Genomic DNA, 25,168 nt, shown 5'->3' with positions numbered 1-25,168 from the left:
GGCATTCCTGACACAAATGTCTGCGCCGTAAGTGGTGCGTTACGCCCGCCCCATCCTCCGTCATGCTCGGTCTTGAGCCGAGCATCCACAGCCGCATCCACCGTTAGCTGCGGCATGGATCCTCGGGTCAAGCCCGAGGATGACGGAGAATGGGGTTGGCCTTGTTGCCAACCGGCACTGAACCTGCCAACCCTCACTCAGTCATAGAAGCATCAAGGCTCTGGTTCAACGCCAGAACATTGACAGTGGGTTCGCCGAGAAGGCCGAGCTCGCGGCCTTGAACGGCGCCATCGACCAACGCCTTGACCCTGGCCTCATCCAGGCTTCGCGCTTTGGCGACGCGCGGCACCTGGAAATAGGCGGCCTCCGGCGAAATATGGGGATCGAGGCCGCTGCCCGAAGCGGTGACGAGGTCGGCCGGTACCGCCGCGCTCGGGTTTGCCGCCTTGGCGGCCTCATAATCGCTCTTGACGCGGTCGATCAGCTTCTGGCTGGTCGGGCCGAGGTTCGAGCCGCTGGAGGCGGCGGCATTGTAGCCGTCGCCGGCGGCCGACGGGCGACCGTGGAAATACTTGTCGCTGGTGAAGGCCTGGCCGATCAGCGTTGAGCCGATCACCTGGCCGTTCTTCTCGACCAGGCTGCCGTTTGCCTGGGTTGGGAAGAGGGCCTGGGCGGCGCCGGTCATGGCGAGCGGATAGAGAAGGCCTGTTATGGCGGTGGTGGCGACAATCATGACGACCGCCGGACGAAGTTCTTTCAACATTGTTCTGACTCCTTGGAGTGTTTCAGGCCAATTTTGTTAGGCCAGGCCGAGGGCTGCGACGGCCATGTCGATCGCCTTGATGCCGATGAAGGGGACGATGATGCCGCCGAGGCCGTAGATCAGCAGGTTGCGCGACAGCAGCGCGCCGGCGCCGATCGGACGGTAGCGAACACCCTTCAGCGACAGCGGGATCAAGGCGATAATGATCAGTGCATTGAAGATGATCGCCGAGAGGATGGCGCTTTGCGGCGTCGAAAGTCCCATGACGTTCAGGATGCCGAGCTGCGGGTAGAAGGTCAGGAACATCGCCGGGATGATGGCGAAGTACTTGGCGATGTCGTTGGCGATCGAAAAGGTCGTCAGCGCGCCGCGCGTCATCAGCAGCTGTTTGCCGATCTCGACGATCTCGATGAGCTTCGTCGGGTCCGAGTCGAGATCGACCATGTTGCCGGCCTCGCGGGCGGCAACCGTGCCGGTGTTCATGGCGACGCCGACGTCGGCCTGGGCAAGGGCCGGCGCATCGTTGGTGCCGTCGCCGCACATGGCGACGAGCTTGCCCTTCGACTGTTCCTCGCGCATCAGCGCCAGCTTCATCTCGGGCGTTGCCTGGGCAAGGAAGTCGTCGACACCGGCTTCGGCGGCGATGGCGGCTGCCGTCAGCGGGTTGTCGCCGGTGATCATCACGGTGCGGATGCCCATGCGGCGGAGTTCCGTGAAGCGCTCGCGGATGCCGCCCTTGACGATATCCTTCAGCTGGATGACGCCGAGCAGCCGGCCGTCGCGGGCGACTGCCAGCGGCGTGCCGCCTGATTTGGCGACCTCGTCTGATATCGATTGCAACTCGCGCATGACTTCGCTGCCGTTCTTCGAAGGTGCGTCGCCGTTGACATAGGCGAGCAGGGCATCGACGGCGCCCTTGCGGATCGAAGAGCCTTCGAGATCGACGCCGCTCATCCTGGTCTGGGCGGTGAAGGGTACGAAGGTGGCCTTGAGGCTTGCCATGTCGCGGCCGCGGATCGCGTATTTTTCCTTGGCGAGCACGACGATGGAGCGGCCTTCCGGCGTTTCGTCGGCAAGCGAGGCAAGCTGGGCGGCATCGGCGAGATCCTGTTCGGAAACGCCGCGAACCGGGCGGAAGGTCGTCGCCTGGCGATTGCCGAGCGTGATCGTGCCGGTCTTGTCGAGCAGCAGCGTGTCGACGTCGCCGGCGGCTTCGACGGCACGGCCGGACATGGCGAGCACGTTGAAACGGACGAGGCGGTCCATGCCGGCAATGCCGATCGCCGACAACAGTGCGCCGATCGTCGTCGGGATCAGCGTCACGAAGAGGGCGACCAGCACGATGATCGGGATCGAGCCGCCGGCATAGATGGCAAAGCTCGGGATCGTCGCCGTCGCAAGCACGAAGATCAGCGTCATGCCGGCGAGCAGGATGTTGAGCGCGATCTCGTTCGGGGTCTTCTGACGCTCGGCACCTTCGACCAGGGCGATCATCCGGTCGAGGAAGGTCGAACCGGCCGCGGCGGTGATGCGCACGCGGATCCAATCGGACAGCACCTGCGTACCGCCTGTGACCGCCGAGCGATCGCCGCCGGATTCGCGAATGACCGGGGCGGATTCGCCTGTTATCGCCGCTTCGTTGACGGAGGCCACGCCTTCGATAACCTCGCCGTCCGACGGGATGATGCCGCCGGCCTCGACGAGCACGACGTCGCCGACCTTGAGGCTGGTGCCCGGCACCATGCGGTAGCCGCTGCCATTATTGGCGGTCAGCAGCTTGGCCTGGGTTTCGGTGCGCGCCTTGCGCAGCGAATCCGCCTGCGCCTTGCCGCGGCCTTCGGCGACGGCTTCGGCGAAATTGGCAAACAGCACGGTGAACCAGAGCCAGAGATTGATCTGGAACGAGAAGCCGAGATTGCCGTTGCCGGCCACAAGATCGCGCAGGAAAAGCACGGTGGTCAGCACCGAAACCGTGGCGACGACAAACATGACCGGATTTCTGGCAAGCGCCCGGGGGTTGAGCTTTTTGAAAGCGGCGCTCACAGCCGGAATGAGGATGCGAGAATCCATGATGCTCGCGGATTTTGCCTGGCTCATAAGAGACTCCAGCTTTGAAACGAGGATGGCGAACCGGAAGCGGTCAGCCCTGTAGGATTTTGAAGATGGCGGCGATGACGAGGACGCCTGCCATCATCACCAGGATGATGTCGGAGGCCTGGGGCCTCGGGCCATTCCCACGTCCCGGCGCACCGGGACGTGGGTGGAAGGCATTGCGAAGCCTGTGACGGAGGATCATGGCATCACCCCTCAGAAGGTCTGGCCGGCGATCATGACCAGGTGCTCGACGATGGGGCCAAGCGCTAAGGCCGGGAAGAAGGTCAGGCCGCCGACGATCAGGATCGTGCCGACGAGCAGGCCGACGAAGAGCGGACCGTCCGTCGGGAAGGTGCCTGCCGATGCCGGAACCGACTTCTTGGCGATCAGCGAACCGGCGATGGCAAGAGCCGGAATGATGACCAGGAAACGGCCCATCAGCATGCCCAAGCCAAGGGTGATGTTGTACCACGGCGTATTGCCCGTCAGGCCGCCGAAAGCCGAGCCGTTATTGGCCGCAGCCGACGTATAGGCATAGAGGATTTCGGAGAAGCCGTGCGGACCTGACGTGCCGACCGATGCGACCGCACTCGGAAGGACGCTGGCGATCGCGGTGAAGACCAGCATGGCGAGCGGCAGGCAGAGGATGGCGAGAACGGCCATCTTCATTTCCTTCGCCTCGATCTTCTTACCGAGATATTCCGGGGTGCGGCCGACCATCAGGCCGGCGACGAAGACGGCGACGATGATGAACAGCAGGATGCCGTAGAAGCCGGCGCCGACACCGCCAACGATGACTTCGCCGAGCTGCATGTTGATCAGCGGGATGAGGCCGCCAAGCGCGGTGAAGCTGCCATGCATGGCGTTGACCGCGCCGCAGGAGGCGGCCGTGGTGATGACCGCAAACAGCGAGGACAGGGCGACGCCGAAGCGGACTTCCTTGCCTTCCATATTGCCGCCGCCAAGACCGAAGGCGTGCATCAGCGGATTGCCGGCGGCTTCCGCCCAATAGGTGACGATGACGCCGGCGACGAACAGGACGCCCATCGTGGCGAGGATCGCCCAGCCCTGGCGCTGATTGCCGACTATGCGGCCGAAGACGTTGGTCAGGGCCGCGCCGATGGCGAAGATCGACACCATCTGGATGAGGTTGGAGATCGCATCGGGGTTTTCGAACGGATGGGCCGAATTGGCGTTGAAGAAGCCGCCGCCATTGGTGCCGAGCATCTTGATGGCAAGCTGCGAGGCGACGGGGCCGACGGCGATCGTCTGCTGTGCGCCTTCGAGCGTCGTCGCATTGACGTAGGGCCCAAGCGTCTGCGGCACGCCGAGATAGACAAAGACCAGCGTCAGCACGATGCAGATCGGCAGCAGCACATAGAAGGTGGCTTTCGTCATATCGACCCAGAAATTGCCGATGGCCTTGCCCGAAGCGCGTGAGAAGGCGCGGATGAAGGCGAGTGCGATGGCAATGCCGGTCGCCGCGGAGACGAAGTTCTGGACGGTGAAGCCGGCCATCTGCGTCAGATAGGACATGGTGCTTTCGCCGCCGTAATTCTGCCAGTTGGTGTTGCTGACGAAGCTGACGGCGGTGTTGAAGGAAAGCTCCGGCGGGACGGCTGCCATGCCGGCCGGATTATAGGGAAGGCCGGCCTGCAGGCGCTGCAGCGCGTAAAGCACGATGACGCCGAGCAGGTTGAACATCAGCATGGCGAAGGCATAGGAGGCCCAATGCTGTTCTTCGCCTTCGCTGGTGCCGGCAATGCGGTAAAGCCCCCGTTCGACGGGAACGAGGACGGGTGAAAGGAGGGTGCGCTCGCCGCTGAAGACACGTGTCATATAGCCGCCGAGCGGTTTGACGAGCACGAGGACGATCCCGCAGTAAAGCAGGATCTGAAGCCATCCGTTGAGGGTCATGGAGGTAAACTTTCAATACCCGGCTGCTTCTCAGTTGCGCATGCGCGACCGAGAATCGCCAGTTCTCTTCAAAAGCGTTCTGGGCGAAGGAGAGCGTAGGTGAGGTAAACGGTGAGAAACACGGTTACGGCACCGCTCAAGACATAATCGAGGGTCATCGTCGTTTCTCCTGTCAAAGCCTGTCGCAGGCTCTGGTGTAAGCAAAGCATAGCGCGAAGAATATGATCGCCGTGGCGAGTAGAATGATATCCATCATGATCGTGACTCCTGTTGTTCTTCTTGGAGTCAGACAAGACAAAGGGCGCTATCCGGATTCAGGCCGGATCCAGGGAAGCCGCCTTTCATGCTTTCTGGCGTGGAGATGATCTTTTCGATCTCTCGGACATCAATATGGAGCCGAAGCGCATAAAGGTTCGAGACGGGCGACGGACCATCAATATAAAAATCTTATAAATGCCCATACGAGGCCGTTCGCCATCGGACCAGTGGACGAGCCGCTCCTCGGCTCTGGACTTCCCTGTGAGCATTTTTTCATTTGTTGAGCAAAAGCCTTCGCAATCCGGTTGAATTGAGAGCGCTTCGGGCCTTATAGTCAGCTCCGACGCTGCCCGATGGAGTCATGGGCAAGCCACTAGGGAAGGAAACCGACGATGACCAAAGTCCGCGCGCTTGTCCTCGAGCGCCAGCATGAGCTTGCGCTTCGCGATATCGATCTGCCGCTCGAAACCGGCCCTGGCGAGGTGAAGATCAGGATCCACACCGTCGGCGTCTGCGGTTCGGACGTGCATTATTACACGCACGGCAAGATCGGCCCCTTCGTCGTCAACGCGCCGATGGTGCTCGGCCATGAAGCGGCGGGTACGGTCGTCGAGGTCGGGGCCGGCGTGACGCATCTGAAGGTCGGCGACCGCGTCTGCATGGAGCCCGGCATTCCCGATCCGAATTCCAAGGCAAGCCGGCTCGGCCTGTACAATATCGATCCGGCCGTGACCTTCTGGGCGACCCCGCCGATCCACGGCGTGCTGACGCCGGAGGTCGTGCATCCCGCCAACTATACTTTCAAGCTGCCCGACAATGTCAGCTTTGCCGAAGGCGCCATGGTCGAGCCCTTCGCCGTCGGCATGCAGGCGGCAGCCAAGGCGAAGATTACGCCTGGTGATACTGCCGTCGTCCTCGGCGCCGGGCCGATCGGCACGATGGTGGCGATCGCGGCGCTTGCCGGCGGCTGCGCCCGGGCGATCGTCGCCGATCTCGCCCAGCCGAAGCTCGATATTGCCGCACAATACCAGGGCGTCATTCCGGTCAATATCCGCGAGCAGAGCCTGGTCGAAGAGGTCAGCCGGCTGACCGACGGCTGGGGCGCCGATGTCGTCTTCGAATGCTCCGGTTCGCCGAAGGCCTGGGAGACGATCATGGCGCTTCCGCGCCCGGGCGGCGTCATCGTCGTCGTCGGCCTGCCGGTCAACCCGATCGGCTTCGACGTCTCGACGGCATCCACCAAGGAAATCCGCATCGAGACGGTGTTCCGCTACGCGCATCAGTATGAGCGGTCGATCGCGCTGCTTGGCTCGGGCCGCGTCGACCTGAAGCCGCTGATATCAGAGACCTTCAAATTCGAAGATTCGATCAAGGCGTTCGATCGCGCCGTCGAGGCGCGGCCAAGCGATGTGAAGCTGCAGATCGTGATGGAATAGAGCCAGTCTGCTCCCCAGTCTGCTCCTATGAGTGCCTGGCACTCAGTTTCATCTTGCGAAAGGCAAGCGCCGCGGCTGCGACGACAGCCGCGGCTCCGACTGCGATCAGCAGGTGGCGGTGAAGCGGAAGGTGGCCCAATGTCTGTTGGACGCCATGCCCGAAGAGATAACCGAGCCCCGTGAACAGCTGCCCCCACACCAACGCGGCTGCGGCATTCATGACGACGAATTTTCCGGTCGGAATCCGGGTCGTGCCGATGACGATCGGACTGATCGTCCGCAACCCCACCAGAAAACGAAACGCAAAGATGAAGCCGGTGGGATATCTTTCCAGAAGCCCGGTTGCGCGCGCCAGGGCCGGCTTTTCCATCAGCCGGTGGACAAAGCCCCATTGCGCGGCGTAACGACCGACGAAGAACCATAGTTGATCGCCGGCGAAGGAGCCCGCCGTTGCCGCAAGCGACGCCGCCCCATAAGTCAGCAGCCCGCGATGGGAAATCACGCCTCCGAGAAACGCGGCTGTTTCGCCTTCGAAGGCGGCGCCCAGGAATATGGCCAGCAGACCGTAATTCTCGATCAGCAATTCGATAGACACGCAGTCCGCCTCCAGCCGTCCTCGCCCCCGGGGTTTTTACCGCTAAACCGGCTTCAAATCCCCAAGCAGGGTCGGGATCAGCTCCGACACCGTCGGATGGATCGGCACCGACCATTGCAATGCGGGATAGGTCGTTCCCGCATTCATCGCGTCGATGAGGCCGTGGATCACCTCGTCGCCCTCGATGCCGAGGATCGCCGCGCCGAGGATTTCCTTTGTCTCGGCATCGGCAACCACCTTCATGAAACCCTTGGTCTCGCCGCGTTCATTGGCGCGGCCGACCCGGCTCATCGGCCGGGTCGAGACCATGATTTTGCGTCCGGAAGCGCGCGCCTGTTTTTCCGTCATGCCGACGCGGCCGAGCGGCGGGTCGATGTAGAGCGCATAGGCCGGGATGCGGCTCGAGAGCTTGCGGTCGTCGCCATCGAGCAGGTTGGCGGCGGCAATCTCGAAATCATTGTAGGAGGTGTGGGTGAAGGCGCCGTGGCCGTTGCAATCGCCGAGCGCCCAGATGCCCTCGACATTGGTGGCGAGCCTGTCGTCGACGGTGATGAAACCGCGTTGATCGGTAATGACGCCGGCGGCATCGAGGCCGAGATCGTCGGTATTCGGCTCGCGGCCGGTGGCGATCAGCACATGGCTCGCATCGATCCTCGCTGAATCGGTGGCGACCGTTATCCCGTCGCTGCTCCTAGCAAAGGCGATGTCGCTGACGCCGGTATGAATGTCGATGCCCTCCGAGCGCAGCACATCGGCGATCGCGTCGGATATATCCTCGTCCTCACGCGACGCGAGCTTCGGGCCATGCTCGATGACGCTGACCTCAGCGCCGAAGCGGCGATACATCTGCGCGAATTCCAGCCCGATATAACTGCCGCCGATGATGGTGAGATGCCGCGGCACCGTGTCGAGCTGGATAATCGAGGTGCTGGTGAGGTAGTCGATGTCGTCGATGCCGGGTAGCGCGGGGATGACCGGCCGCGCCCCGACATTGAGGAAGATGCGCGGTGCGGTCAGCGTCTCGCCGTTGACGCTGACGGTCTTCGGGCCTTCGAAACAAGCGTGGCCGTAAATCACCGTCATGCCGTCCATGCCGGCGAGCCAGCCGATCAGGCCGTTGCGGGCATTCATCGTCACCGTTTCGGCGCGAGCCCTGACCACCTTCATGTCGATGGCGATCTCGCCCGGGATATTGACGCCATAGGCGGCGCCGGTTCTTGCGACATGGGCGGCGCGGGCGCTGGCGACCAGCGTCTTCGTCGGCATGCAGCCGGCATTGACGCAGGTGCCGCCGAGGAATTTGCGCTCGATCAACGCCACCTTCATGCCCTTTTCGACCATGCGGGCGGCAAGCGATGGACCGGCCTGGCCGGCGCCGATAACGATGGCGTCGAAGCTCTTCATGACACGGCCGCCACGATCAATACCGCGCCGATGACGGCGACGGCGTCTTCGATGAGAGCAGCCGGCAGGTCCTTGCCAAACGAGGCGGCAAGCCGGCTACGGGCGGCAGCGCCGCCATATGTGCCGATGACGGCGCCGATCACCCCGGCGATCAGGCCGCCGAAGAGCAGGCTGCTGGCGGCGCCGATCGTCGCCCCTGCCAGGGCGCCTGAAACGATGCGGGCACCGAACTGCATCGGCACCTTGCGCGACGGCGTGGACGGCAGCTGGTCGGCGATCAGTTCGACGATGGCGAGAACCGTGAAGATCCACGGCGTCCATCGATACCCCATGAAGGCAAGCGGCGTCTGCGACACGTCGAACCAGCCGAGTGCTGCGCCCCAGGCGACGGCGGCCGGTGCGGTCATGGTGCGAAGGCCCGATATGACACCGATCAGCAATGCAAGAAGCAGAAACATGCATGACCCCTTTTTGCCGGCGCTTGCCGCAATTAAGGAAAGTTGCACATTGTCAGGCGCGTGGCAATTCGCCTTCCCGGCCTAGTTCGCAAAGGCGGCGATGCCGGTGATTGCCCGGCCGATGATCAGTGCGTGGATGTCGTGTGTGCCCTCGTAGGTGTTGACCACTTCGAGGTTGACGAGATGACGGGCGATGCCGAATTCGTCGGAGATGCCGTTGCCGCCGAGCATGTCGCGGGCTGCCCGCGCGATCTCCAGCGCCTTGCCGCAGCTGTTGCGCTTGAGGATCGAGGTCAGTTCCACCGGCGGATGGCCTTCCTCCTTCATGCGGCCGAGCCGCAGGCAGCCCTGAAGGCCGAGCGAGATCTCAGCGGCCATGTCGGCGAGCTTCTTCTGGATCAGCTGGTTGGCGGCAAGCGGCCGGCTGAACTGCTTGCGCTCCAGCGTATATTGCCGTGCTCTCGCATAACAATCCTCGGCCGCGCCGAGCGCGCCCCAGGCGATGCCGAAGCGGGCCGAGTTCAGGCAAGTGAACGGTCCCTTGAGGCCGGTGACGCCAGGCAAAAGGTTTTCCTCGGGCACGAAGACACTGTCCATCACCACTTCGCCTGTTATCGAGGCGCGTAGGCCGACCTTGCCGTGGATGGCGGGCGCCGAAAGCCCTTTCCAGCCCTTTTCGAGGATGAAGCCGCGGATGAGCCCATCCTCGGTCTTTGCCCAGACGACGAAGACATCGGCGATCGGCGCGTTGGAGATCCAGGTCTTCGAGCCGGTGAGGCTGTAACCGCCGTCGACCTTTCTGGCGCGCGTCGCCATCGAGCCGGGGTCGGAGCCGTGATCGGGCTCGGTCAGGCCGAAGCAGCCGATCCATTCGCCGGTGGCGAGTTTCGGCAGGTATTTCAGCTTCTGCGCCTGCGACCCGAAGGTTTCGATCGGCACCATCACGAGTGAGGACTGGACGCTCATCATCGAGCGGTAACCGCTATCGACCCGTTCGACCTCGCGGGCGATCAGGCCGTAGGCGACGTAACCGAGGCCGGCGCCGCCGTAGTCGGGAGAGATCGTCGGGCCGAGCAGGCCAAGTTCGCCCATTTCGCGGAAGATTTCGGGATCGGTCTTTTCATGGCGGAAGGCGTCGAGAACCCGGGGCGCCAGCTTTTCCTGCGCATAGGCGTGGGCGGTGTCCTGCACCATGCGCTCTTCACTGGTCAGTTGCTCCACCAGCCGGAATGGATCGGCCCAGTCGAAAACTTCGCGCGTATGCTGCATGGCCGCGTCTCCTCGTCCCGGTTCTGGCTTGCCTCGCTTAAGTGGCCATAGACCCGCCAGCCGACCGCGTCAACAGAAGGCGGCAGTCTCGAAAAGACGGGCCGCGCCATCTTTTCAAAAGTCTCGGCATGCTCCACTTTGCCCGCGATCGATTCTGCAACGAGGAGGCGGAAATGTCGTCAAGCGATCTGTTCGTATCGGCCGAAGGCGCCGAATGGGTCAACCCGGAGCCCGGCGTCGTGAGGCGCATCATGACCTATCTGCCCGAGATGATGATGGTGGAAGTGGCCTTCGAAAGCGGCGCCGTCGGGGCTGCCCATTCGCATCCGCATATCCAGGCAAGCTATGTCGCCGAAGGCAGTTTCGAGGTGACGATCGATGGCCGGACCGAAGTCCTGCAGCAGGGTGGCAGCTTCATCGTGCCTCCCAATCTCGTCCACGGCGTCAAGGCCCTGGAAAAGGGCCGGCTGATCGATACGTTCACCCCGCACCGGGCTGAATTCCTGAAATAATCAGCTTTCCCTTGCCCGGCGCGCCGGGCCGGCGGCGGTGACATAGGGCGGCACGAAGCGCGTATCCTCGCCGCGCACCGCCTCGCGCAGGAAATCGATGACGGCGCGCACGCGCGGCGCCTGTTTCAGGTCGCGGTGGCAGGTAATCCAGTAATGGCGCTTGAGGTCGATTTCCTCGGGCAGCACGCGCACCAGTTCGGGATAACGGCTGGCGAAGAAATAGGGCAGGATGCAGAGGCCGAGACCGTTTCTCGTGGCGGTGAGCTGCGCGAAGATGCTGGAGCTCTGGAATTGCGGCTTGATGCGCGGATGCACATCGCCGAGATAGTCCAGGCCCGGCGCGAAGATCATTTCCTCGATATAGCTGACGAAGGGATGCTCAAGCAGGTCTTCGCGGCAGGTGATCGCAGGCGCCTTCGCGAGATAGTCGCGCGAGCCGTAGATCTGCAGATGGTAGTCGGTCAGTTTCTCGGCGAAATAAGGCCCGCCCTTCGGCTCGTCGAGCACGACGGAAAGATCGGCCTCCTTGCGCGACAGCGACATGATCTGCTGGATCGTCACCAGTTCCAGCGACAGGTGCGGATGCTGGGCGGCAAACTGCGGCAGCACGGTCGCGAAGAAGAAATTGGCAAATCCCTCCGGCGCGCTGAGGCGCACCAGGCCGCGCTGCGCCATCGAGCCGTCGGCAAGGTCGGCGCGCAGCCGTTCTGTCTCCTGCTCCATCCTTTCGGCCGTCTCGACGAAGCGCGTGCCCATGGCGGTCAGCACATAGCCGCGCGGATTGCGCTCGAACAGCTTGACCTTGAGGGTGAACTCCAGCCGGTCGATGCGGCGCGAGACGGTGGCGTGGCTGGAACGCAGCTGGCGCGCCGCCGTCGACAGCTGTCCGGTGCGGGCGACGGCTAGAAAAAACTGCAGATCGTCCCAAGTAAACTGCGGTGGATTGTTCATCGCGATCCTCTCTGTTCAAAAATGAACAGATACTGTTTGGAATTAGTTGTAAACCACCCGTTGCCTCAGGGCGGAATTTCCGTGATCGTAAGGTGAGGGTCCGTCGTTCTGAGGAGTGCGGCTGGCCAAATTTGAACAGATCCGCAATCTGGCCAATCTCTGGGAGGAGAGAAAATGCGTAAGAATCTTATTGCATCAGTTGCATTTCTGCTTGCGAGCAGCACCGCAGTGCTCGCGCAGAGCGCGACCGACGGCAAGGTCAAGATCGGCATCCTGAACGACCAGTCGGGTGTCTATGCCGATTTCGGCGGCAAGTCCTCCGTCGAAGCCGCCAAGATGGCGGTCGAGGATTTCGGCGGCAAGGTGCTCGATGTGCCGGTTGAGATCGTCGATGCCGACCACCAGAACAAGCCGGATATCGCCTCCAACATCGCCCGCCAGTGGTACGACACCGAGCAGGTGGATGCGATCATGGAACTGACGACTTCGTCGGTGGCGCTCGCCGTGCAGGCGATCGGCAAGGAGAAGAAGAAGATCGATATCGTCACCGGTGCGGCGACGACCGATCTCACCGGCAAGGCCTGCTCGCCTTACGGCTTCCATTGGGCCTACGACACCCATGCGCTCGCCGTCGGCACCGGCGGCGCACTCGTCAAGCAGGGCGGCGACAGCTGGTTCTTCCTGACCGCCGACTATGCCTTCGGCTATTCGCTGGAGCAGCAGACCAGCGATTACGTCAAGGCGAGCGGCGGCAAGGTCGTCGGCGCCGTCCGGCATCCGCTGTCGAGCCAGGACTTCTCGTCCTTCCTGCTGCAGGCGCAATCATCCGGCGCCAAGGTGATCGGCCTTGCCAATGCCGGCCTCGACACCTCGAATGCCATCAAGCAGGCGGCCGAATTCGGCATCACCCAGGGTGGCCAGCATCTGGCGGCGTTGCTGTTCACGCTCGCCGAAGTGCACGGGCTCGGGCTCGAGGCGGCGCAGGGGCTGACGCTGACGGAAGGTTATTACTGGAACCGCGACGACGAGAGCCGCGCCTTCGCCAAGAAGTTCTTCGCCCGCACCGGCAAGATGCCGAACATGATCCATGCCGGCACCTATTCGGCGGTGACGCAATATCTGAAGGCGGTGCAGAAGGCTGGCACCGACGAAACGGAAGCCGTCGCCAAGCAACTGCATGAAATGCCGGTCGATGACGTCTTCGGCCGTGGCGGCACGGTCGGCGCCAACGGCCGCATGATCCACGACATGTACCTGCTGCAGGTCAAGAAGCCGTCCGAAAGCAAGGAGCCGTGGGATTATTTCAACGTGCTCGCCACCATTCCCGGCAAGGAAGCCTATATCGATCCCGCCAAGAGCGGCTGCGATCTGGTGAAGTAAGCACGATGGCGGTTTCCGCAATAGAAACTCAGGTAAAGCCGCGGGTGGTACTCTCCGCCCGCGGCCTGCGCCGCGATTTCGGCGGCTTCACGGCCGTCAAGAATGTCGATCTCGACGTGCATGACGCCAGCGTGCATGCACTGATCGGCCCGAACGGCGCCGGCAAGACCACGGTCTTCAACCTGCTGACCAAGTTCCTGCAGCCGACATCGGGCACGATCACGCTGATGGGCACCGACATCACCGGGACGCCGCCCGACAAGGTGGCGCGCATGGGACTGGTGCGCTCCTTCCAGATCTCGGCGGTCTTTCCACACCTTACCGTTCTCGACAATGTGCGGGTGGCGCTGCAGCGGCCGAACAATCTCTCCACGCAGTTCTGGCGGCCTCTGTCGGCGCTCGACCGGCTGAACGAGCGCGCCGAGCAACTGCTCGCCAGCGTCGGGCTCTCCAAGGAGCGCGATCATATCGCCGCCGATCTTTCCTATGGCCGCAAGCGCGTGCTGGAGATCGCCACCACGCTGGCGCTCGATCCCAAAGTGCTGTTGCTCGACGAGCCGATGGCCGGCATGGGGCTGGAGGATGTCGGCGTCGTTTCATCCATCATCCGCGAGGTTGCCCGCGAGCGCGCGGTGCTGATGGTCGAGCACAATCTCTCCGTCGTCGCCAACATCTGCCAGCACGTCACCGTGCTGCAGCGCGGCGAAATCCTCGCCGAGGGCGACTATGCCACCGTCAGCCAGGACGAGCGCGTCCGCGTGGCTTATATGGGCACGGAGGAGCATTGATGGCCGCTCTCCTCGAAGTCCAGGGGCTCAATGCCTGGTACGGCGAAAGTCACGTCCTGCACGGCGTCGACATGCGGGTGGCCGAAGGCGAGACGATCACCATTCTCGGCCGCAACGGCGTCGGCAAGACAACGACGCTGCGCACCATCACCGGCATCGTCCGCGCCCGCAAGGGCAAGATCAGTTTTGCCGGCAGCGATATGATGCAGGTGCCGCTGCACAAGACGGCGCACCGGGGCATCGGCTTCGTGCCGGAGGAGCGGGGTATCTTCTCGACGCTCACCGTTTCGGAAAACCTGCTGCTGCCGCCTGTCGTGGCAGAGGGCGGCATGACGCTCGACGAAATCTACGAGCTCTTCCCCAATCTCTACGAGCGCCGCGGCAGCCCGGGCACCAAGCTTTCCGGCGGCGAGCAGCAGATGCTGGCGATCGCCCGCATCCTGCGTACCGGCGTCAAGCTGCTCATTCTCGACGAGCCGACGGAAGGGCTTGCCCCCGTTATCGTCCAGCGCATCGGCGAGGTGCTGAAGACGCTGAAGGAGCGCGGCATGACGATCCTGCTCGTCGAGCAGAATTTCCGTTTCGCCAGCCGTATTGCCGATCGCTTCTATCTGATGGATCATGGGCAAATGGTGTCGGAATTCCCGGTCGGTGAACTGCCGCAGCGCATGGATACGCTGCACAAGGTTCTGGGAGTGTGACCAGATGACGATGATCTTCGGCATTCCCCTGCAGGCGCTGTTCGGCCAGCTGCTGATCGGCCTGATCAACGGCTCCTTCTATGCGCTGCTCAGCCTCGGCCTCGCCATCATCTTCGGCCTGCTGCGGGTGATCAACTTCGCCCACGGCGCGCAATATATGCTCGGCGCCTTCGTCGCCTACCTCTTGCTGACCTATGCCGGCATCGGCTACTGGCCGTCATTGATCGTGGCGCCCGTCATCGTCGGCCTTGCCGGTGCCATCATCGAGCGGCTGTTCCTCCGCCGGCTCTACGATCTCGATCCGCTCTACGGCCTGCTCTTCACCTTCGGCCTGGCGCTCGCGGTCGAGGGCACCTTCCGCTATCTCTACGGCTCTTCCGGCCAGCCCTATGCGACGCCGGCAGCGCTTGCCGGCGGGGCCAATCTCGGCTTCATGTTCCTGCCGATCTATCGCGGCTGGGTGGTCGTCGTCTCGCTCGTCGTCTGCCTCGGCACCTGGCTGCTGATCGAGAAGACCAAGCTCGGCGCCTATCTCAGGGCCGCCACCGAAAACGCCGTGCTGGTGCAGGTGTTCGGCGTCAACGTGCCGGTGCTCTTGACGCTCACCTACGCGCTCGGCGCCGGTCTTGCCGCCTTTGCCGGCGTGCTGGCGGCGCCGATCTACCAGGTCTCGCCGCTGATGGGATCGAATATGATCATCGTCGTCTTCGCCGTGGTCGTCGTCGGCGGCATGGGATCGATCATGGGCGCGATCATCACCGGTTATGTGCTCGGCATCGCCGAGGGTCTGACCAAGGTCTTCTATCCCGAGGCTTCCAACATCGTGATCTTCGTCATCATGGCGATCGTGCTTCTCATCAGGCCCGCGGGCCTCTTCGGACGGGATGCTTGACATGGCTGACATCACCGAAACCATCCGAACGGAAAAAAACCGAACCGCTCTGTCGGTGCAGGCGGGTTTCCTGCTGGCGGGGCTGCTGCTCCTGCTCTTGGCGCCGTTCTTCTTCTATCCGATCTTCCTGATGAAGCTGCTCTGCTTCGCGCTCTTTGCCTGCGCCTTCAACCTGCTGCTCGGCTATACCGGCCTGCTTTCCTTCGGCCATGCCACCTTCTTCGGGGGAGCGGCCTATTTCACCGCCTACACGGTGAAGACATGGGGCCTGCCGCCGGAACTCGGCATTCTGATCGGGGTGGTGGGTGCTGCGTTTCTCGGCCTGGTCATGGGCTTCTTCGCCATCCGCCGCCAGGGCATCTATTTTGCGATGATCACGCTGGCGCTGTCGCAGATGTTCTTCTTCTTCTGCCTGCAGGCGGAGTTCACCGAGGGCGAGGACGGCATCCAGTCCGTGCCGCGGGGCCATCTCTTCGGTTTCATCGATCTGAACAGCTCGACCAACATGTATTATTTCGTGCTTGCTGTTTTCATCATTGGCGTCTTGATCATCTGGCGTTTCATCAACTCACCCTTCGGCATGATCTTGAAATCGATCCGTGAAAACGAGCAGCGGGCGATCTCGCTCGGTTATTCCGTGGCGCGCTACAAGCTCGGCGCCTTCGTCATGTCGGCAGCGCTTGCCGGGCTCGCGGGTGCTGTCAAATCGATTGTCTTCCAGTTCGCAACGCTGACCGACGTTGCCTGGCAGATGTCGGGCGAGGTGATCCTGATGACGCTGCTCGGCGGCATCGGCACGCTGATCGGCCCGCTCTTCGGCGCCGGGTTGGTGGTGGCGCTGGAAAACTACCTGGCCACGTCGGAATTTCCTGTGACGATCATCACCGGCATCGTCTTCATGGTCTGCGTGTTGATCTTCCGCCGCGGCATTATCGGTGAATTCTACGCCTCGCGGCTGGGGCGGAAACTGGGCTTCGTCTATCGCCGCTGAACGGGCGGACCTCTCTTTTTCCAGGAAAGAATCCCTCTTTCCCGGGAAAGGAGACGGGCGGCGGCGCTGCGACTCTTCCTCTCCCCGCGCTGCGGGGAGGGGGAAGCGGCAAGCATCTGGAGTTTCGTGCAGGGCACATGGATCGTTACGACTACATCATCATCGGGGCAGGCAGCGCCGGCTGCGTGCTCGCAAACCGGCTGTCCGCCGATGGCCGGAGCCGGGTGCTGCTGCTCGAAGCCGGCGGCAGCGACAACTACCACTGGATCCATATTCCGGTCGGTTATCTCTATTGCATCAACAATCCGCGCACCGACTGGTGCTTCACCACTGCGCCGGAAGCCGGTCTGAATGGCCGGGCGCTGAGCTATCCGCGTGGCAAGGTGCTCGGCGGCTGTTCGTCGATCAACGGCATGATCTACATGCGCGGTCAGGCGCGCGACTACGACCTCTGGCGGCAGATGGGCTGCAGCGGCTGGGGCTGGGACGATGTACTGCCCTTCTTCCGCAAGTCCGAGGATTTTTATCGCGGCGAAGACGAGATGCATGGCGCCGGCGGCGAATGGCGCATCGAGAAGGCGCGTGTGCGCTGGGCCGTGCTCGATGCCTTCCAACAGGCGGCCAGGGAAGCGGGCATCCCGGAGATCGCGGATTTCAACCGCGGCAGCAACGAAGGGTCCGGCTATTTCGACGTCAATCAGCGTTCCGGCATTCGTTGGAACACCTCGAAGGCCTTCCTGCGCCCGGCGATGAAGCGCTCCAACCTGACTGTCATCACCAAGGCGCAGGTCCGGCGGCTGCTGGTGGAGGAAGGCGCCGTTGCCGGCGTCGAATTCCAGCATAGCGGCGTGGCAAAACGCGCTTATGCGGTGAAAGAAACCGTCCTTTCAGCCGGTTCGATCGGATCGCCGCATATCCTGGAGCTGTCCGGCATCGGCAGGGGCGAGGTTCTCAGCCAAGCCGGCATCGATGTCGTCGCGGAGGTGAAGGGTGTCGGTGAAAACCTGCAGGATCATCTGCAGCTGCGTCTCGCCTATAGGGTGACGGGTGTTCCGACGCTGAACGAGAAGGCGACGAAGCTGATCGGCAAGGCGGCGATCGGGCTCGAATATCTCGTCCGCCGCTCCGGGCCGATGGCGATGGCGCCGAGCCAGCTCGGCATCTTCACCCGCTCCGGCCCGGACCGGGAAACGCCGGATCTGCAATATCACGTGCAGCCGGTCTCGCTGGATAAGTTCGGCGACCCCGTCCATCCTTTCCCGGCGATCACCGCGAGCGTCTGTAATCTCCGGCCGGAAAGCCGGGGTTCGGTGCATCTGTCGAGCCCGGATTTTGCCGCCCAGCCGACGATCAGTCCGAAATACCTCTCGACGCAGCGCGATCGTGACATAGCTGTCCGTTCTATACGGTTGACGCGCAAGATCGTCGCGCAGCCTTCCTTTGCCCGTTTCAGGCCGGAAGAATTCAAGCCGGGGCCGAGCTATCAGACGGAGGCCGATCTGGAGCGGGCGGCGGGCGATATCGGCACGACGATCTTCCATCCCGTCGGCACCTGCCGCATGGGCGCCGACAGGGACAGCGTCGTCGATCCCAGGCTGAAATTCCGGGCGCTCGGCAAGCTCAGGATCGCCGACGCCTCGGTGATGCCGTCGATCACCTCGGGCAACACCAATTCGCCGACGATCATGATCGCCGAAAAGGCGGCAGCGATGATCCTCGAAGACAATCGATAGGAGAAGACCATGGCAAGGATCGCATTCATCGGGCTTGGCAATATGGGCGGGCCGATGGCGGCCAATCTGGTTAAATCAGGTCACGAGGTCCTCGGCTTCGATCTCGCGGCGTCGGTGCTGAAGGCGGCCGAGGAGAGCGGGGTCAAACCGGCAAGCCATGCCAGCCAGGCGGTCAAGGACGCGGACATCGTCATCACCATGCTGCCACAGGGCAAACATGTGCTGACGGCCTGGGCCGATATCCTCCAGACCGCGGCGCAGGACACGCTGGTCATCGATTGCTCCACAATCGATGTCGAGAGCAGCCGCAAGGCGCATGAGATGGCCAAGGCCGCCAGCTGCCTGTCGCTCGACGCCCCCGTCTCCGGCGGTACCGGCGGGGCGACCGCAGGCACGCTGACCTTCATGGCCGGCGGCGCGGAAGAGGCCTTCACCAAGGCAAAGCCGATCCTGGAGGCGATGGGAAAGAAGATCGTCCATTGCGGTGAGGCCGGCGCCGGCCAGGCGGCGAAGATCTGCAACAACATGATCCTCGGCATTTCGATGATCGGCGTCTGCGAGGGCTTCGTGCTTGCCGAGAAGCTCGGGCTTTCGCATCAGGCACTGTTCGATGTCGCCTCGACATCCTCGGGCCAATGCTGGTCGCTCAATACCTATTGCCCGGTTCCGGGGCCGGTGCCGACCTCGCCCGCGAACAACGGCTATAAGCCGGGCTTTGCCGCGGCTTTGATGCTGAAGGATCTGAGACTCTCCCAGGAAGCGGCGCTGACGAGCGGCGCTTCCACGCCGCTCGGCGCGGAAGCAGCACAGCTTTTTGCGCTCTTCGAGAAGCTGGGCAATGGCGGAAAGGATTTTTCCGCGATCATCGAGATGTTTCGCGACAAGGCGTAGGCGCCACGGCGCCAACTCAACCCTTCGACACCGAGAAGCTCAACCTGGTGTCACCGAGCAGGATGTCGATGTCGCCGGGTTCGGTCAGTTCGATCGCGCCGCTCAACGTGCCCGTCGTGATGAGCGCGCCTGCCTTCAGAGATGTCTCGGGGCGCAAACCGTCATTGGCGTAATCGATCAGCCAGGTGAGAACGTCGCCCTTCGGATGCTGCGCCGGGCCATCATAGATCGTGCGGCCGGCATGGGTGACCTTGAGCGGCGTCCCGCCGACGGTGTCGACGACGCTTTTTTCCAGCGTCGGACCGAGCACATAGCCGCTATTGCCGAGGCGGTCGGCGACGAACAGCAGAAACGAAACGCTGCCGCTCTCGCTGACGGCGCTGACCAGCAGCTCGGCGCCGAGATGGACGGCGGAGATCGCCCCGACCACTTCGCTGCGGCTGTAGGCTGTGCCCGCGCGGATCGGCAGGTCGCTGCCGAGGCGCACCGCGATCTCGGTCTCGAATTTCAGGCCCGGATACCAGGGAATATCAGCGCCCGAAACGGCTTCGGCATAGGGATGCAGCGGAGCAGCGACCGCTTGGCCCTGCGGCGAGACCGTCACCTTCCAGGCATTGCTGGAAACGCCGTCTGCGGCGGCGAGCAAATTCTGCACCTCCATCGCCTGATGCAGATCGGCTGGCAGCGCGAAAGTGCTCGTTGCCTCCTGGTGACCCGCCTGGTGCAGGCCGTGAAGCCTGGCTGCAAGGGCGCGCGGATCGAATGTCTCTGTCATGCTATCTCCTCGACCTGATTTTCGAGGTGCACACTAACCACAAGACAGGGATGAACAAGGTCCGTTCTTGGAAAAGCTCCTATTCCGTCGCCGCGTACCAGTGGGTGCGATAGGCGGCCAGACCCGGGATATCGGTCGGCGGAATATGCGTCTCGGCACCCGACGCCGGCCGGATGCCGGTCAGAAGGGCCGCCCCCTGGCTGGTGCCGGTCGAGCCCGGAAGGGCCATGACTTCACGACCGGTTAGGGCGGCGAGCAGCTTGAGATAGGTGCCATTCAGGGCAAAAGGCCCTTCGACGATAACCGGGCCTTTGGCGCCGATCAGCCCGAGGCAGGCATCGGTCATCAAAGCGAGATAGAGGCAGGCCGTTGCATAGCGCTGCTCGCGGCTTGCCTCTTCGGCGCCGATCCAGCGGCTTGCCTTTCCCGGAAAAGGCCCGGAACCGGCGGCGATATTCGGCAAGAGCATCATGCCCTTGTCGATGACCGGGCCGATTGCCGCCTGGACGGCCTTTTCGTCGACTGGGCCGATTTCGGCAGAAAGGATCTCGAATTCCCGGCCGCCCATGAAACGCGAGGAGGGAACGGCGCGGCCATAGGCATCGACATTGGCGAGCGCATCGCGGTTGGGGTCGAGATGGTCGAGATCGCCGCCGACGCCGAAATTGATCACCCATGTGCCGGTGGAGACGACGGCGAAGGGCGCCTCCCGATGGACCAGATGCGGCAGCAGCGAGGCATTGGAATCGTGAATGCCGCAATAGACCGGCACGGGTGCGGCAAGGCCGAGTTCTGCGGCGATCTCGGGCAGGACCGGGCCGAGCGCATCGAAGGCGGAGCGGATCGGCGCCATCAGGTCGCGGATCCCGAGCCTGTCGACGAGCGAGGAATAGCTGCCGGCTCTCGGGTTCCACAGATCGGTATGGCAGCCGAGCGAGGTCAGCTCATTGGCGGCAATACCCGTCAACCGCGCCGTCCAATATTGCGCATAGGTGAGGATGGTCGCAGCTTTAGCGAATTCCTCGGGAAAGGCGGTCTTCTGGTAGTGCAGCTGCGCGCCGACATTGAGGCCCATCGCAAGGCGCGGCGAGAAGGTTTCGTCGAAGGAGGGACGCAACGCCGTATAGGCATCGCGGATCTCCTGCGGATATTCGTGCTCGTAGTCGATAACAGGCATGGCAAGCGCGCCGTCCCGGGCAAGGAGTGCTGCGGAGGCGCCATGGGTGGTGATCGAAATGGCGTCGAAGCCCGGCTCACGCGCAAGGCTCTTCAGCGCATCGAGGGCGAAGGACCAGAGCGCCTCAATATCGTAGTGCGGATAGAGACCCGTTTTGATCGCGATGTTCGGTCGCTTCAGCACGGCGATTTCGGCGCCGGTCTCGCTGTCGAGCACGACGACCTTGGCATTGGTCTTGCCGATGTCGAGGACGGCGATGCGGTGATAGGAGGGGGCGTTCATGGCATATGGAAGAGGGTGACGAGGTCGCTTTGCACGGGCGAATTATCCGGATTCGTCGCCATGATATCGGCCATATGGGCCCACCATTTCTTCATCACAGGGTGGTCCGGCAGGCTCGCCATCGTATGGTCGGCCGGCCGCGTCAGCACGCCGAACAGCGAGTTGGTCTCGCGGTCGAGATGGATGGAATAGTCGCTGGCGCCGGACTTGTGCAGGAGATCGACCAGTTCCGGCCAGATCTCGTCATGCCGCCTGCGGTATTCGGCTTCCATGCCGGGATGGAGCTGCATCTTGAAGGCGTGTTTTTCTGCTGTCATCGGGAACTCATGAGCTTGACGCGGCGGGCGATGATCGGGATGGCGATGGTGATGATCAGCAGCAGGCCGATGAAGATCGACATGACGATGCCGGGCACGTTCAACAGGCCGAGGCCGAAGGTGACGAGGCCCATGACGAAGGCGGCGATGACGACGCCGCCGATCGTGCCGGAGCCACCGAGGATCGAGATACCGCCGAGCACGACCATGGTGACGACCTCGAGTTCCCAGCCCTGGGCGATCGACGGCCGGGTCGAGCCGAGGCGCGAGGTCAGGCAGACGGCGGCGACGCCGCTCATGACGCCGGTCAGCAGGAAGAGGATGAATTTGACGCGCTCGACCGGGATGCCGGAGAAGCGGGCGGCGAAGTCGTTATTGCCGATCGCATAGACCTGCCGGCCGAAATTCGTCGCATGCAAGAGGATGGCGAAGAGGATCGCCAGCACGATGAAGAGCACGAATTCGAAGGAGAACACCCAGACGACATAACCCTGGCCGAAATAGGCAAAATCGGCGGGGTATTTGCCATAGGCCTGGTCGCCGAGCACGATATAGGAAATGCCGCGGAACAGGCTCATCGTGCCGATGGTGACGACGATCGACGGCAGTTTCAGCACCGAGACCAGCACGCCGTTGAAGATGCCGCAGGCAAGACCGGTGCCGATGCCGATCGCGACCAGGCCCGGCGTGCCGATGCCGAGCTGCGCTGCCGCGCCCATCGCCGTCGAGGCGAGCGCGATGATCGCGGCGACCGAGAGGTCGATTTCGCCAGCGATGACCAGCAGTGCCATGGCGAAGGCGATCATCGCCTTTTCGGTAAAGTTGAAGGTGGCGTCCGAAAGGTTCCAGGCATCGAGGAAATAGGGCGAGGCGAGGGAATTGAAGATGAAGATCAGGACGGCGACGGCAAAGAGCAGCACTTCCCAGCTTGCAAGGATGCGGCGGAAGGGTGTGCCGAGGCGGTCGGGAATGACCCGCTTTTCATGTGTGGACACGGTGCTCATGCTGCTGCCTCCGTTCTGACCTCGGCTGCGGCGCGGTCGCGCAGGATGATGCGGCCGCGGTTGCGCTCGCGCCGGGCATTGAAGGCGACGGCGAGAATGATGACGGTTCCGGAGATCGCCATCTGCGTGAAGGGTGAAATGCCGATCACCGGCAGCGCATTCTTGATGACGCCGAGGAAAAGTGCGCCGAGCACGGTGCCGGCGACCGACCCGACACCGCCGGCAATCGAGATGCCGCCGATGACGCAGGCCGCGACGCTGTCGAGTTCGAAGCCGTTGGCGATATCGACATAGGCCACCGCATAACGCGATACCCAGAGATAGCTCGCCAGGCCGGCTAGCACGCCCGACAGGACGAAGGCGAGGAATTTCGTCCAGCCCGTATCGATGCCGGCATAGACGGCCGCGGTCGGATTGCCGCCGGTCGCATAGGCCGAGCGGCCAAACTGGGTATATCGAAGCAGGACATACATCAGGAGCACGATAACGATGCCCACCCAGCCGAGGACGGGTAGGCCGAGGATCGGCGTGCGCGGCACCGACAGGAAAACCGGCGTCATCTGATGGGCGTTGACCCACGCCCCGCCCGACAGCACGAAGGCCATGCCGCGATAGATGGTGAGCGTGCCGAGCGTGACGACGATCGGCGGAATTTCGAGCGCCCAGACAAGAAAGCCGTTGATGGCGCCGAGGCAGGCGCCAATGACGATCGCGGCAAGGATGAGCAGGACGAGCGGCAGGTCGGGATAGGCGGCATTCATCATCGCGATCGCCATGCCGGTGAAGGCGAGGTTGGCGGCAACCGACAGGTCGATCGATTTCGTCAGGATGACCGTCATCTGCGCCAGCGCCAGGATGAGCAGGATGGAGGTATCGTTGAAAATGCCAGCGAGATTCTCCGGCGTTGCGAAATCGGCAGCGCGCGTCGAAAAGATCGCGATCATCACGACGATGATGGCGAAGAGCAGGGTTTCGCGTTTTCTGATCAGTCTTGCCATGTGTCTACCTCATGCATTGCCGGTGGCGGCGCGCACCAGCGCTTCCGGTGACAGTTCGGCGCGTTCGAAAATTCCGGCAGACAGGCCTTCCTTCATCACCAGCACGCGGTCCGACATGCCGATGATTTCGGGCAGTTCGGATGAGACCATGATGATCGACAGGCCCTCGGCGGCGAGTTCGCTGATGAAGCCGTGCACGGCCGCCTTCGAGCCGATATCGATGCCCTTGGTGGGTTCGTCGAGGATGATGACCTTCGGCGCGGTCGCCAGCCATTTGCCGATGACGACCTTCTGCTGGTTGCCGCCCGACAGCGTGCCGACCGGCACGGAAAGGGCCGCGGCGCGCAAATCCAGCCGCTCGGCATATTTGCGGGCGAGCGCGAATTCTTCGGCCGCCCTGAGGAAACCCCGGCGCGAGGTGCGGGCCAGTGACGGCAGTGTCATGTTCTGGAAGATCGGCATCGGCAGCGCCAGTCCATGGCGGCCGCGTTCCTCCGGCACGTAAACGATGCCGGCGCGGATCGCATCCTGCGGCGAATGGATGGTGATCTCGCGGCCTTCGAGCATCATCTTGCCGGAGAGCGGCCTGGTGATGCCGAAGAGCGATTGCGACAGTTCCGAGCGGCCGGCGCCGATCAGGCCGTATATGCCGAGAATCTCGCCCTGGCGCAGGGTGAAGGAGATGTCGCGGAATTCGGTGCGGTGGCTGTAATGACTGATCTCGAGAACCGGGCCGCCAATGGCGACATCGATCTTCGGAAAGGCGTTTTCGACGTCGCGGCCGACCATCATGCGGACGATCTCGTCCTGCGGCGTCTCCTTGAGCCGGCCCTGGCCGACGGCGCGGCCGTCCCGGAAGACGACGAAGTCGTCGGCGATCTCGTAAACCTCGTCGAACTTGTGGCTGATGAACAGGATCGCCTTGCCCTGTTCCTTCAGGCCCCGGACGATGCGGAAGAGATCGTCGATCTCCTTGCGGGAAAGGGCTGCCGTCGGTTCGTCCATGATGACGATGCGGGCCTCGATCGACAGCGCACGCGCAATCGCCACCAGATGGCGCTGCGCGATCGAGAGGTCCTTCAGCCGGATCGTCGGATCGATATTGCTTTCGAGCGCGGTCAGCAGCGCCTTGGCGCGGCTGTTCATCGTCTGCCAATCTATGGTGCGCCAACGTGTGCGCGGCGCATGGCCGAGGAAGATGTTTTCGGCAACCGTCAGCTCGTCGAACAGCACGGTTTCCTGATGGATGGCGGTGACGCCGGCATCGATCGCGGCCTGGGCGCTGGCAAAGGTTACCGGCCGGCCGTCGACGAGGATCTCGCCTTCATTCGGCCGGTAGATTCCGGTCAGGATCTTGACGAGCGTCGATTTGCCGGCACCGTTTTCGCCGATCAGCGCCGTCACCGTGCCGGGATGCAGCGCGATGCTGACATTGTCGAGCGCCTTCACGCCCGGGAAGATCTGGGAGATGCCGCGCATTTCCAGAATGGCTGGCGCATCACCGGTTTTGCTGTCCGTGGCGGTTTGTTGAAAGGCGGCGTTCATCAAGCTTCTACCAGTGTCGAATGAGAATCCCGGCGGC

General features: G+C 63.0%; 25 protein-coding genes. 9 read left to right on the top strand and 16 right to left on the bottom strand.

What is annotated here, in order from left to right; all coding sequences use genetic code 11:
* Positions 1-193 precede the first annotated feature (193 nt).
* The 5 genes from kdpC to FHT75_RS11400 form a co-directional block, all read right to left on the bottom strand.
* Positions 194-763 carry a potassium-transporting ATPase subunit KdpC gene (kdpC, locus tag FHT75_RS11420; RefSeq protein ID WP_047612936.1) on the bottom strand — a complete coding sequence of 190 codons (570 nt, stop codon included), beginning with the start codon at positions 761-763 and terminating at the stop codon, positions 194-196.
* A gap of 36 nt (positions 764-799) precedes the next feature.
* Positions 800-2,860: a potassium-transporting ATPase subunit KdpB gene (gene kdpB, locus FHT75_RS11415; RefSeq protein WP_183844800.1), complete on the bottom strand. Its 2,061-nt coding sequence runs from the start codon at positions 2,858-2,860 to the stop codon at positions 800-802.
* A 43-nt stretch (positions 2,861-2,903) separates the two neighbouring features.
* The gene (locus tag FHT75_RS11410) at positions 2,904-3,059 is read right to left on the bottom strand and encodes a hypothetical protein (RefSeq protein ID WP_183844801.1); all 156 of its coding nucleotides are present in this window, start codon (positions 3,057-3,059) and stop codon (positions 2,904-2,906) included.
* Positions 3,060-3,070: 11 nt separating this feature from the next.
* On the bottom strand, positions 3,071-4,774 hold the full coding sequence (gene kdpA / locus FHT75_RS11405) for a potassium-transporting ATPase subunit KdpA (RefSeq protein WP_183844802.1): 1,704 nt from the start codon (positions 4,772-4,774) through the stop codon (positions 3,071-3,073).
* A 68-nt stretch (positions 4,775-4,842) separates the two neighbouring features.
* Entirely contained in the window at positions 4,843-4,932 is a 90-nt protein-coding gene (locus tag FHT75_RS11400) for a K(+)-transporting ATPase subunit F (RefSeq protein WP_003547774.1), read from the bottom strand.
* A 492-nt stretch (positions 4,933-5,424) separates the two neighbouring features.
* Here FHT75_RS11400 and FHT75_RS11395 point away from each other — a divergent pair, with 492 nt between their 5' ends.
* Positions 5,425-6,468 carry an NAD(P)-dependent alcohol dehydrogenase gene (locus FHT75_RS11395; RefSeq protein WP_183844803.1) on the top strand — a complete coding sequence of 348 codons (1,044 nt, stop codon included), beginning with the start codon at positions 5,425-5,427 and terminating at the stop codon, positions 6,466-6,468.
* Positions 6,469-6,493: 25 nt separating this feature from the next.
* On the opposite strand, the gene FHT75_RS11390 is transcribed toward FHT75_RS11395, so the two are convergent.
* The 4 genes from FHT75_RS11390 to FHT75_RS11375 all read right to left on the bottom strand — a co-directional run bounded on the left by FHT75_RS11390 (position 6,494) and on the right by FHT75_RS11375 (position 10,194).
* Positions 6,494-7,063 carry a DedA family protein gene (locus FHT75_RS11390; protein WP_063476026.1) on the bottom strand — a complete coding sequence of 190 codons (570 nt, stop codon included), beginning with the start codon at positions 7,061-7,063 and terminating at the stop codon, positions 6,494-6,496.
* Between the two features lie 42 nt (positions 7,064-7,105).
* Positions 7,106-8,467, bottom strand: a complete 1,362-nt coding sequence (locus FHT75_RS11385) for an FAD-containing oxidoreductase (RefSeq protein ID WP_097630764.1) — start codon at positions 8,465-8,467, stop codon at positions 7,106-7,108.
* A complete protein-coding gene (locus FHT75_RS11380; protein ID WP_047614912.1) occupies positions 8,464-8,925 on the bottom strand; it encodes a DUF4126 family protein in 462 nt (153 codons plus the stop codon). The genes FHT75_RS11385 and FHT75_RS11380 overlap by 4 nt, the downstream gene beginning before the upstream one ends.
* Positions 8,926-9,006: 81 nt before the next feature.
* Positions 9,007-10,194 (bottom strand): acyl-CoA dehydrogenase, encoded by a 1,188-nt coding sequence (locus FHT75_RS11375; RefSeq protein ID WP_063476028.1) that lies wholly within the window; start codon positions 10,192-10,194, stop codon positions 9,007-9,009.
* A 173-nt stretch (positions 10,195-10,367) separates the two neighbouring features.
* Between FHT75_RS11375 and FHT75_RS11370 the strand changes: the two genes are divergently transcribed.
* Positions 10,368-10,706 carry a cupin domain-containing protein gene (locus tag FHT75_RS11370; protein ID WP_028755705.1) on the top strand — a complete coding sequence of 113 codons (339 nt, stop codon included), beginning with the start codon at positions 10,368-10,370 and terminating at the stop codon, positions 10,704-10,706.
* Here FHT75_RS11370 and FHT75_RS11365 read toward each other — a convergent pair whose 3' ends face one another.
* Complete coding sequence (locus FHT75_RS11365) at positions 10,707-11,657, bottom strand: LysR family transcriptional regulator (protein ID WP_047614914.1); 951 nt, start codon at positions 11,655-11,657, stop codon at positions 10,707-10,709.
* 174 nt (positions 11,658-11,831) lie between these two features.
* Between FHT75_RS11365 and FHT75_RS11360 the strand changes: the two genes are divergently transcribed.
* From FHT75_RS11360 to mmsB, 7 genes are all read left to right on the top strand, one after another.
* Entirely contained in the window at positions 11,832-13,037 is a 1,206-nt protein-coding gene (locus FHT75_RS11360) for an ABC transporter substrate-binding protein (protein WP_028755707.1), read from the top strand.
* Between the two features lie 5 nt (positions 13,038-13,042).
* Positions 13,043-13,825, top strand: a complete 783-nt coding sequence (locus FHT75_RS11355; RefSeq protein WP_047612949.1) for an ABC transporter ATP-binding protein — start codon at positions 13,043-13,045, stop codon at positions 13,823-13,825.
* The gene (locus tag FHT75_RS11350; RefSeq protein WP_028755709.1) at positions 13,825-14,526 is read left to right on the top strand and encodes an ABC transporter ATP-binding protein; all 702 of its coding nucleotides are present in this window, start codon (positions 13,825-13,827) and stop codon (positions 14,524-14,526) included. The genes FHT75_RS11355 and FHT75_RS11350 overlap by 1 nt, the downstream gene beginning before the upstream one ends.
* A gap of 4 nt (positions 14,527-14,530) precedes the next feature.
* Complete coding sequence (locus FHT75_RS11345; RefSeq protein WP_047612951.1) at positions 14,531-15,418, top strand: branched-chain amino acid ABC transporter permease; 888 nt, start codon at positions 14,531-14,533, stop codon at positions 15,416-15,418.
* Position 15,419: 1 nt separating this feature from the next.
* A complete protein-coding gene (locus FHT75_RS11340; protein WP_028755711.1) occupies positions 15,420-16,409 on the top strand; it encodes a branched-chain amino acid ABC transporter permease in 990 nt (329 codons plus the stop codon).
* Positions 16,410-16,546: 137 nt separating this feature from the next.
* On the top strand, positions 16,547-18,142 hold the full coding sequence (locus tag FHT75_RS11335) for a GMC family oxidoreductase (RefSeq protein ID WP_183844804.1): 1,596 nt from the start codon (positions 16,547-16,549) through the stop codon (positions 18,140-18,142).
* 9 nt (positions 18,143-18,151) lie between these two features.
* Positions 18,152-19,033 (top strand): 3-hydroxyisobutyrate dehydrogenase, encoded by an 882-nt coding sequence (gene mmsB / locus FHT75_RS11330; protein ID WP_183844805.1) that lies wholly within the window; start codon positions 18,152-18,154, stop codon positions 19,031-19,033.
* Between the two features lie 16 nt (positions 19,034-19,049).
* Here mmsB and FHT75_RS11325 read toward each other — a convergent pair whose 3' ends face one another.
* The 6 genes from FHT75_RS11325 to FHT75_RS11300 all read right to left on the bottom strand — a co-directional run bounded on the left by FHT75_RS11325 (position 19,050) and on the right by FHT75_RS11300 (position 25,131).
* A complete protein-coding gene (locus tag FHT75_RS11325) occupies positions 19,050-19,808 on the bottom strand; it encodes a fumarylacetoacetate hydrolase family protein (RefSeq protein ID WP_097622729.1) in 759 nt (252 codons plus the stop codon).
* 79 nt (positions 19,809-19,887) lie between these two features.
* Entirely contained in the window at positions 19,888-21,267 is a 1,380-nt protein-coding gene (locus tag FHT75_RS11320) for an FGGY-family carbohydrate kinase (RefSeq protein ID WP_183844806.1), read from the bottom strand.
* On the bottom strand, positions 21,264-21,584 hold the full coding sequence (gene rhaM, locus FHT75_RS11315) for an L-rhamnose mutarotase (protein ID WP_183844807.1): 321 nt from the start codon (positions 21,582-21,584) through the stop codon (positions 21,264-21,266). The genes FHT75_RS11320 and rhaM overlap by 4 nt, the downstream gene beginning before the upstream one ends.
* On the bottom strand, positions 21,581-22,588 hold the full coding sequence (locus FHT75_RS11310; RefSeq protein ID WP_183844808.1) for an ABC transporter permease: 1,008 nt from the start codon (positions 22,586-22,588) through the stop codon (positions 21,581-21,583). Before FHT75_RS11310 ends, rhaM begins: the two co-directional genes overlap by 4 nt.
* Positions 22,585-23,586 carry an ABC transporter permease gene (locus FHT75_RS11305; RefSeq protein ID WP_183844809.1) on the bottom strand — a complete coding sequence of 334 codons (1,002 nt, stop codon included), beginning with the start codon at positions 23,584-23,586 and terminating at the stop codon, positions 22,585-22,587. Before FHT75_RS11305 ends, FHT75_RS11310 begins: the two co-directional genes overlap by 4 nt.
* A 9-nt stretch (positions 23,587-23,595) precedes the next feature.
* Positions 23,596-25,131 carry a sugar ABC transporter ATP-binding protein gene (locus FHT75_RS11300; protein ID WP_028755719.1) on the bottom strand — a complete coding sequence of 512 codons (1,536 nt, stop codon included), beginning with the start codon at positions 25,129-25,131 and terminating at the stop codon, positions 23,596-23,598.
* Positions 25,132-25,168 lie beyond the last annotated feature (37 nt).

Source organism: Rhizobium sp. BK112 (assembly GCF_014193215.1).
GTDB lineage: Bacteria > Pseudomonadota > Alphaproteobacteria > Rhizobiales > Rhizobiaceae > Rhizobium > Rhizobium anhuiense.
The sequence above is the reverse complement of the archived record's forward strand: the minus strand, read 5'-3'. Positions and strand labels throughout refer to the sequence as shown.

Bases quoted from the DNA above. Each gene is read 5' to 3' on its own strand.
- kdpC (WP_047612936.1), bottom strand. From the start codon at position 763: ATGTTGAAAGAACTTCGTCCGGCGGTCGTCATGATTGTCGCCACCACC.
- kdpB (WP_183844800.1), bottom strand. From the start codon at position 2,860: ATGAGCCAGGCAAAATCCGCGAGCATCATGGATTCTCGCATCCTCATT.
- FHT75_RS11410 (WP_183844801.1), bottom strand. From the start codon at position 3,059: ATGATCCTCCGTCACAGGCTTCGCAATGCCTTCCACCCACGTCCCGGT.
- kdpA (WP_183844802.1), bottom strand. From the start codon at position 4,774: ATGACCCTCAACGGATGGCTTCAGATCCTGCTTTACTGCGGGATCGTC.
- FHT75_RS11400 (WP_003547774.1), bottom strand. From the start codon at position 4,932: ATGACCCTCGATTATGTCTTGAGCGGTGCCGTAACCGTGTTTCTCACC.
- FHT75_RS11395 (WP_183844803.1), top strand. From the start codon at position 5,425: ATGACCAAAGTCCGCGCGCTTGTCCTCGAGCGCCAGCATGAGCTTGCG.
- FHT75_RS11385 (WP_097630764.1), bottom strand. From the start codon at position 8,467: ATGAAGAGCTTCGACGCCATCGTTATCGGCGCCGGCCAGGCCGGTCCA.
- FHT75_RS11380 (WP_047614912.1), bottom strand. From the start codon at position 8,925: ATGTTTCTGCTTCTTGCATTGCTGATCGGTGTCATATCGGGCCTTCGC.
- FHT75_RS11375 (WP_063476028.1), bottom strand. From the start codon at position 10,194: ATGCAGCATACGCGCGAAGTTTTCGACTGGGCCGATCCATTCCGGCTG.
- FHT75_RS11370 (WP_028755705.1), top strand. From the start codon at position 10,368: ATGTCGTCAAGCGATCTGTTCGTATCGGCCGAAGGCGCCGAATGGGTC.
- FHT75_RS11365 (WP_047614914.1), bottom strand. From the start codon at position 11,657: ATGAACAATCCACCGCAGTTTACTTGGGACGATCTGCAGTTTTTTCTA.
- FHT75_RS11360 (WP_028755707.1), top strand. From the start codon at position 11,832: ATGCGTAAGAATCTTATTGCATCAGTTGCATTTCTGCTTGCGAGCAGC.
- FHT75_RS11355 (WP_047612949.1), top strand. From the start codon at position 13,043: ATGGCGGTTTCCGCAATAGAAACTCAGGTAAAGCCGCGGGTGGTACTC.
- FHT75_RS11350 (WP_028755709.1), top strand. From the start codon at position 13,825: ATGGCCGCTCTCCTCGAAGTCCAGGGGCTCAATGCCTGGTACGGCGAA.
- FHT75_RS11345 (WP_047612951.1), top strand. From the start codon at position 14,531: ATGACGATGATCTTCGGCATTCCCCTGCAGGCGCTGTTCGGCCAGCTG.
- FHT75_RS11340 (WP_028755711.1), top strand. From the start codon at position 15,420: ATGGCTGACATCACCGAAACCATCCGAACGGAAAAAAACCGAACCGCT.
- FHT75_RS11335 (WP_183844804.1), top strand. From the start codon at position 16,547: ATGGATCGTTACGACTACATCATCATCGGGGCAGGCAGCGCCGGCTGC.
- mmsB (WP_183844805.1), top strand. From the start codon at position 18,152: ATGGCAAGGATCGCATTCATCGGGCTTGGCAATATGGGCGGGCCGATG.
- FHT75_RS11325 (WP_097622729.1), bottom strand. From the start codon at position 19,808: ATGACAGAGACATTCGATCCGCGCGCCCTTGCAGCCAGGCTTCACGGC.
- FHT75_RS11320 (WP_183844806.1), bottom strand. From the start codon at position 21,267: ATGAACGCCCCCTCCTATCACCGCATCGCCGTCCTCGACATCGGCAAG.
- rhaM (WP_183844807.1), bottom strand. From the start codon at position 21,584: ATGACAGCAGAAAAACACGCCTTCAAGATGCAGCTCCATCCCGGCATG.
- FHT75_RS11310 (WP_183844808.1), bottom strand. From the start codon at position 22,588: ATGAGCACCGTGTCCACACATGAAAAGCGGGTCATTCCCGACCGCCTC.
- FHT75_RS11305 (WP_183844809.1), bottom strand. From the start codon at position 23,586: ATGGCAAGACTGATCAGAAAACGCGAAACCCTGCTCTTCGCCATCATC.
- FHT75_RS11300 (WP_028755719.1), bottom strand. From the start codon at position 25,131: ATGAACGCCGCCTTTCAACAAACCGCCACGGACAGCAAAACCGGTGAT.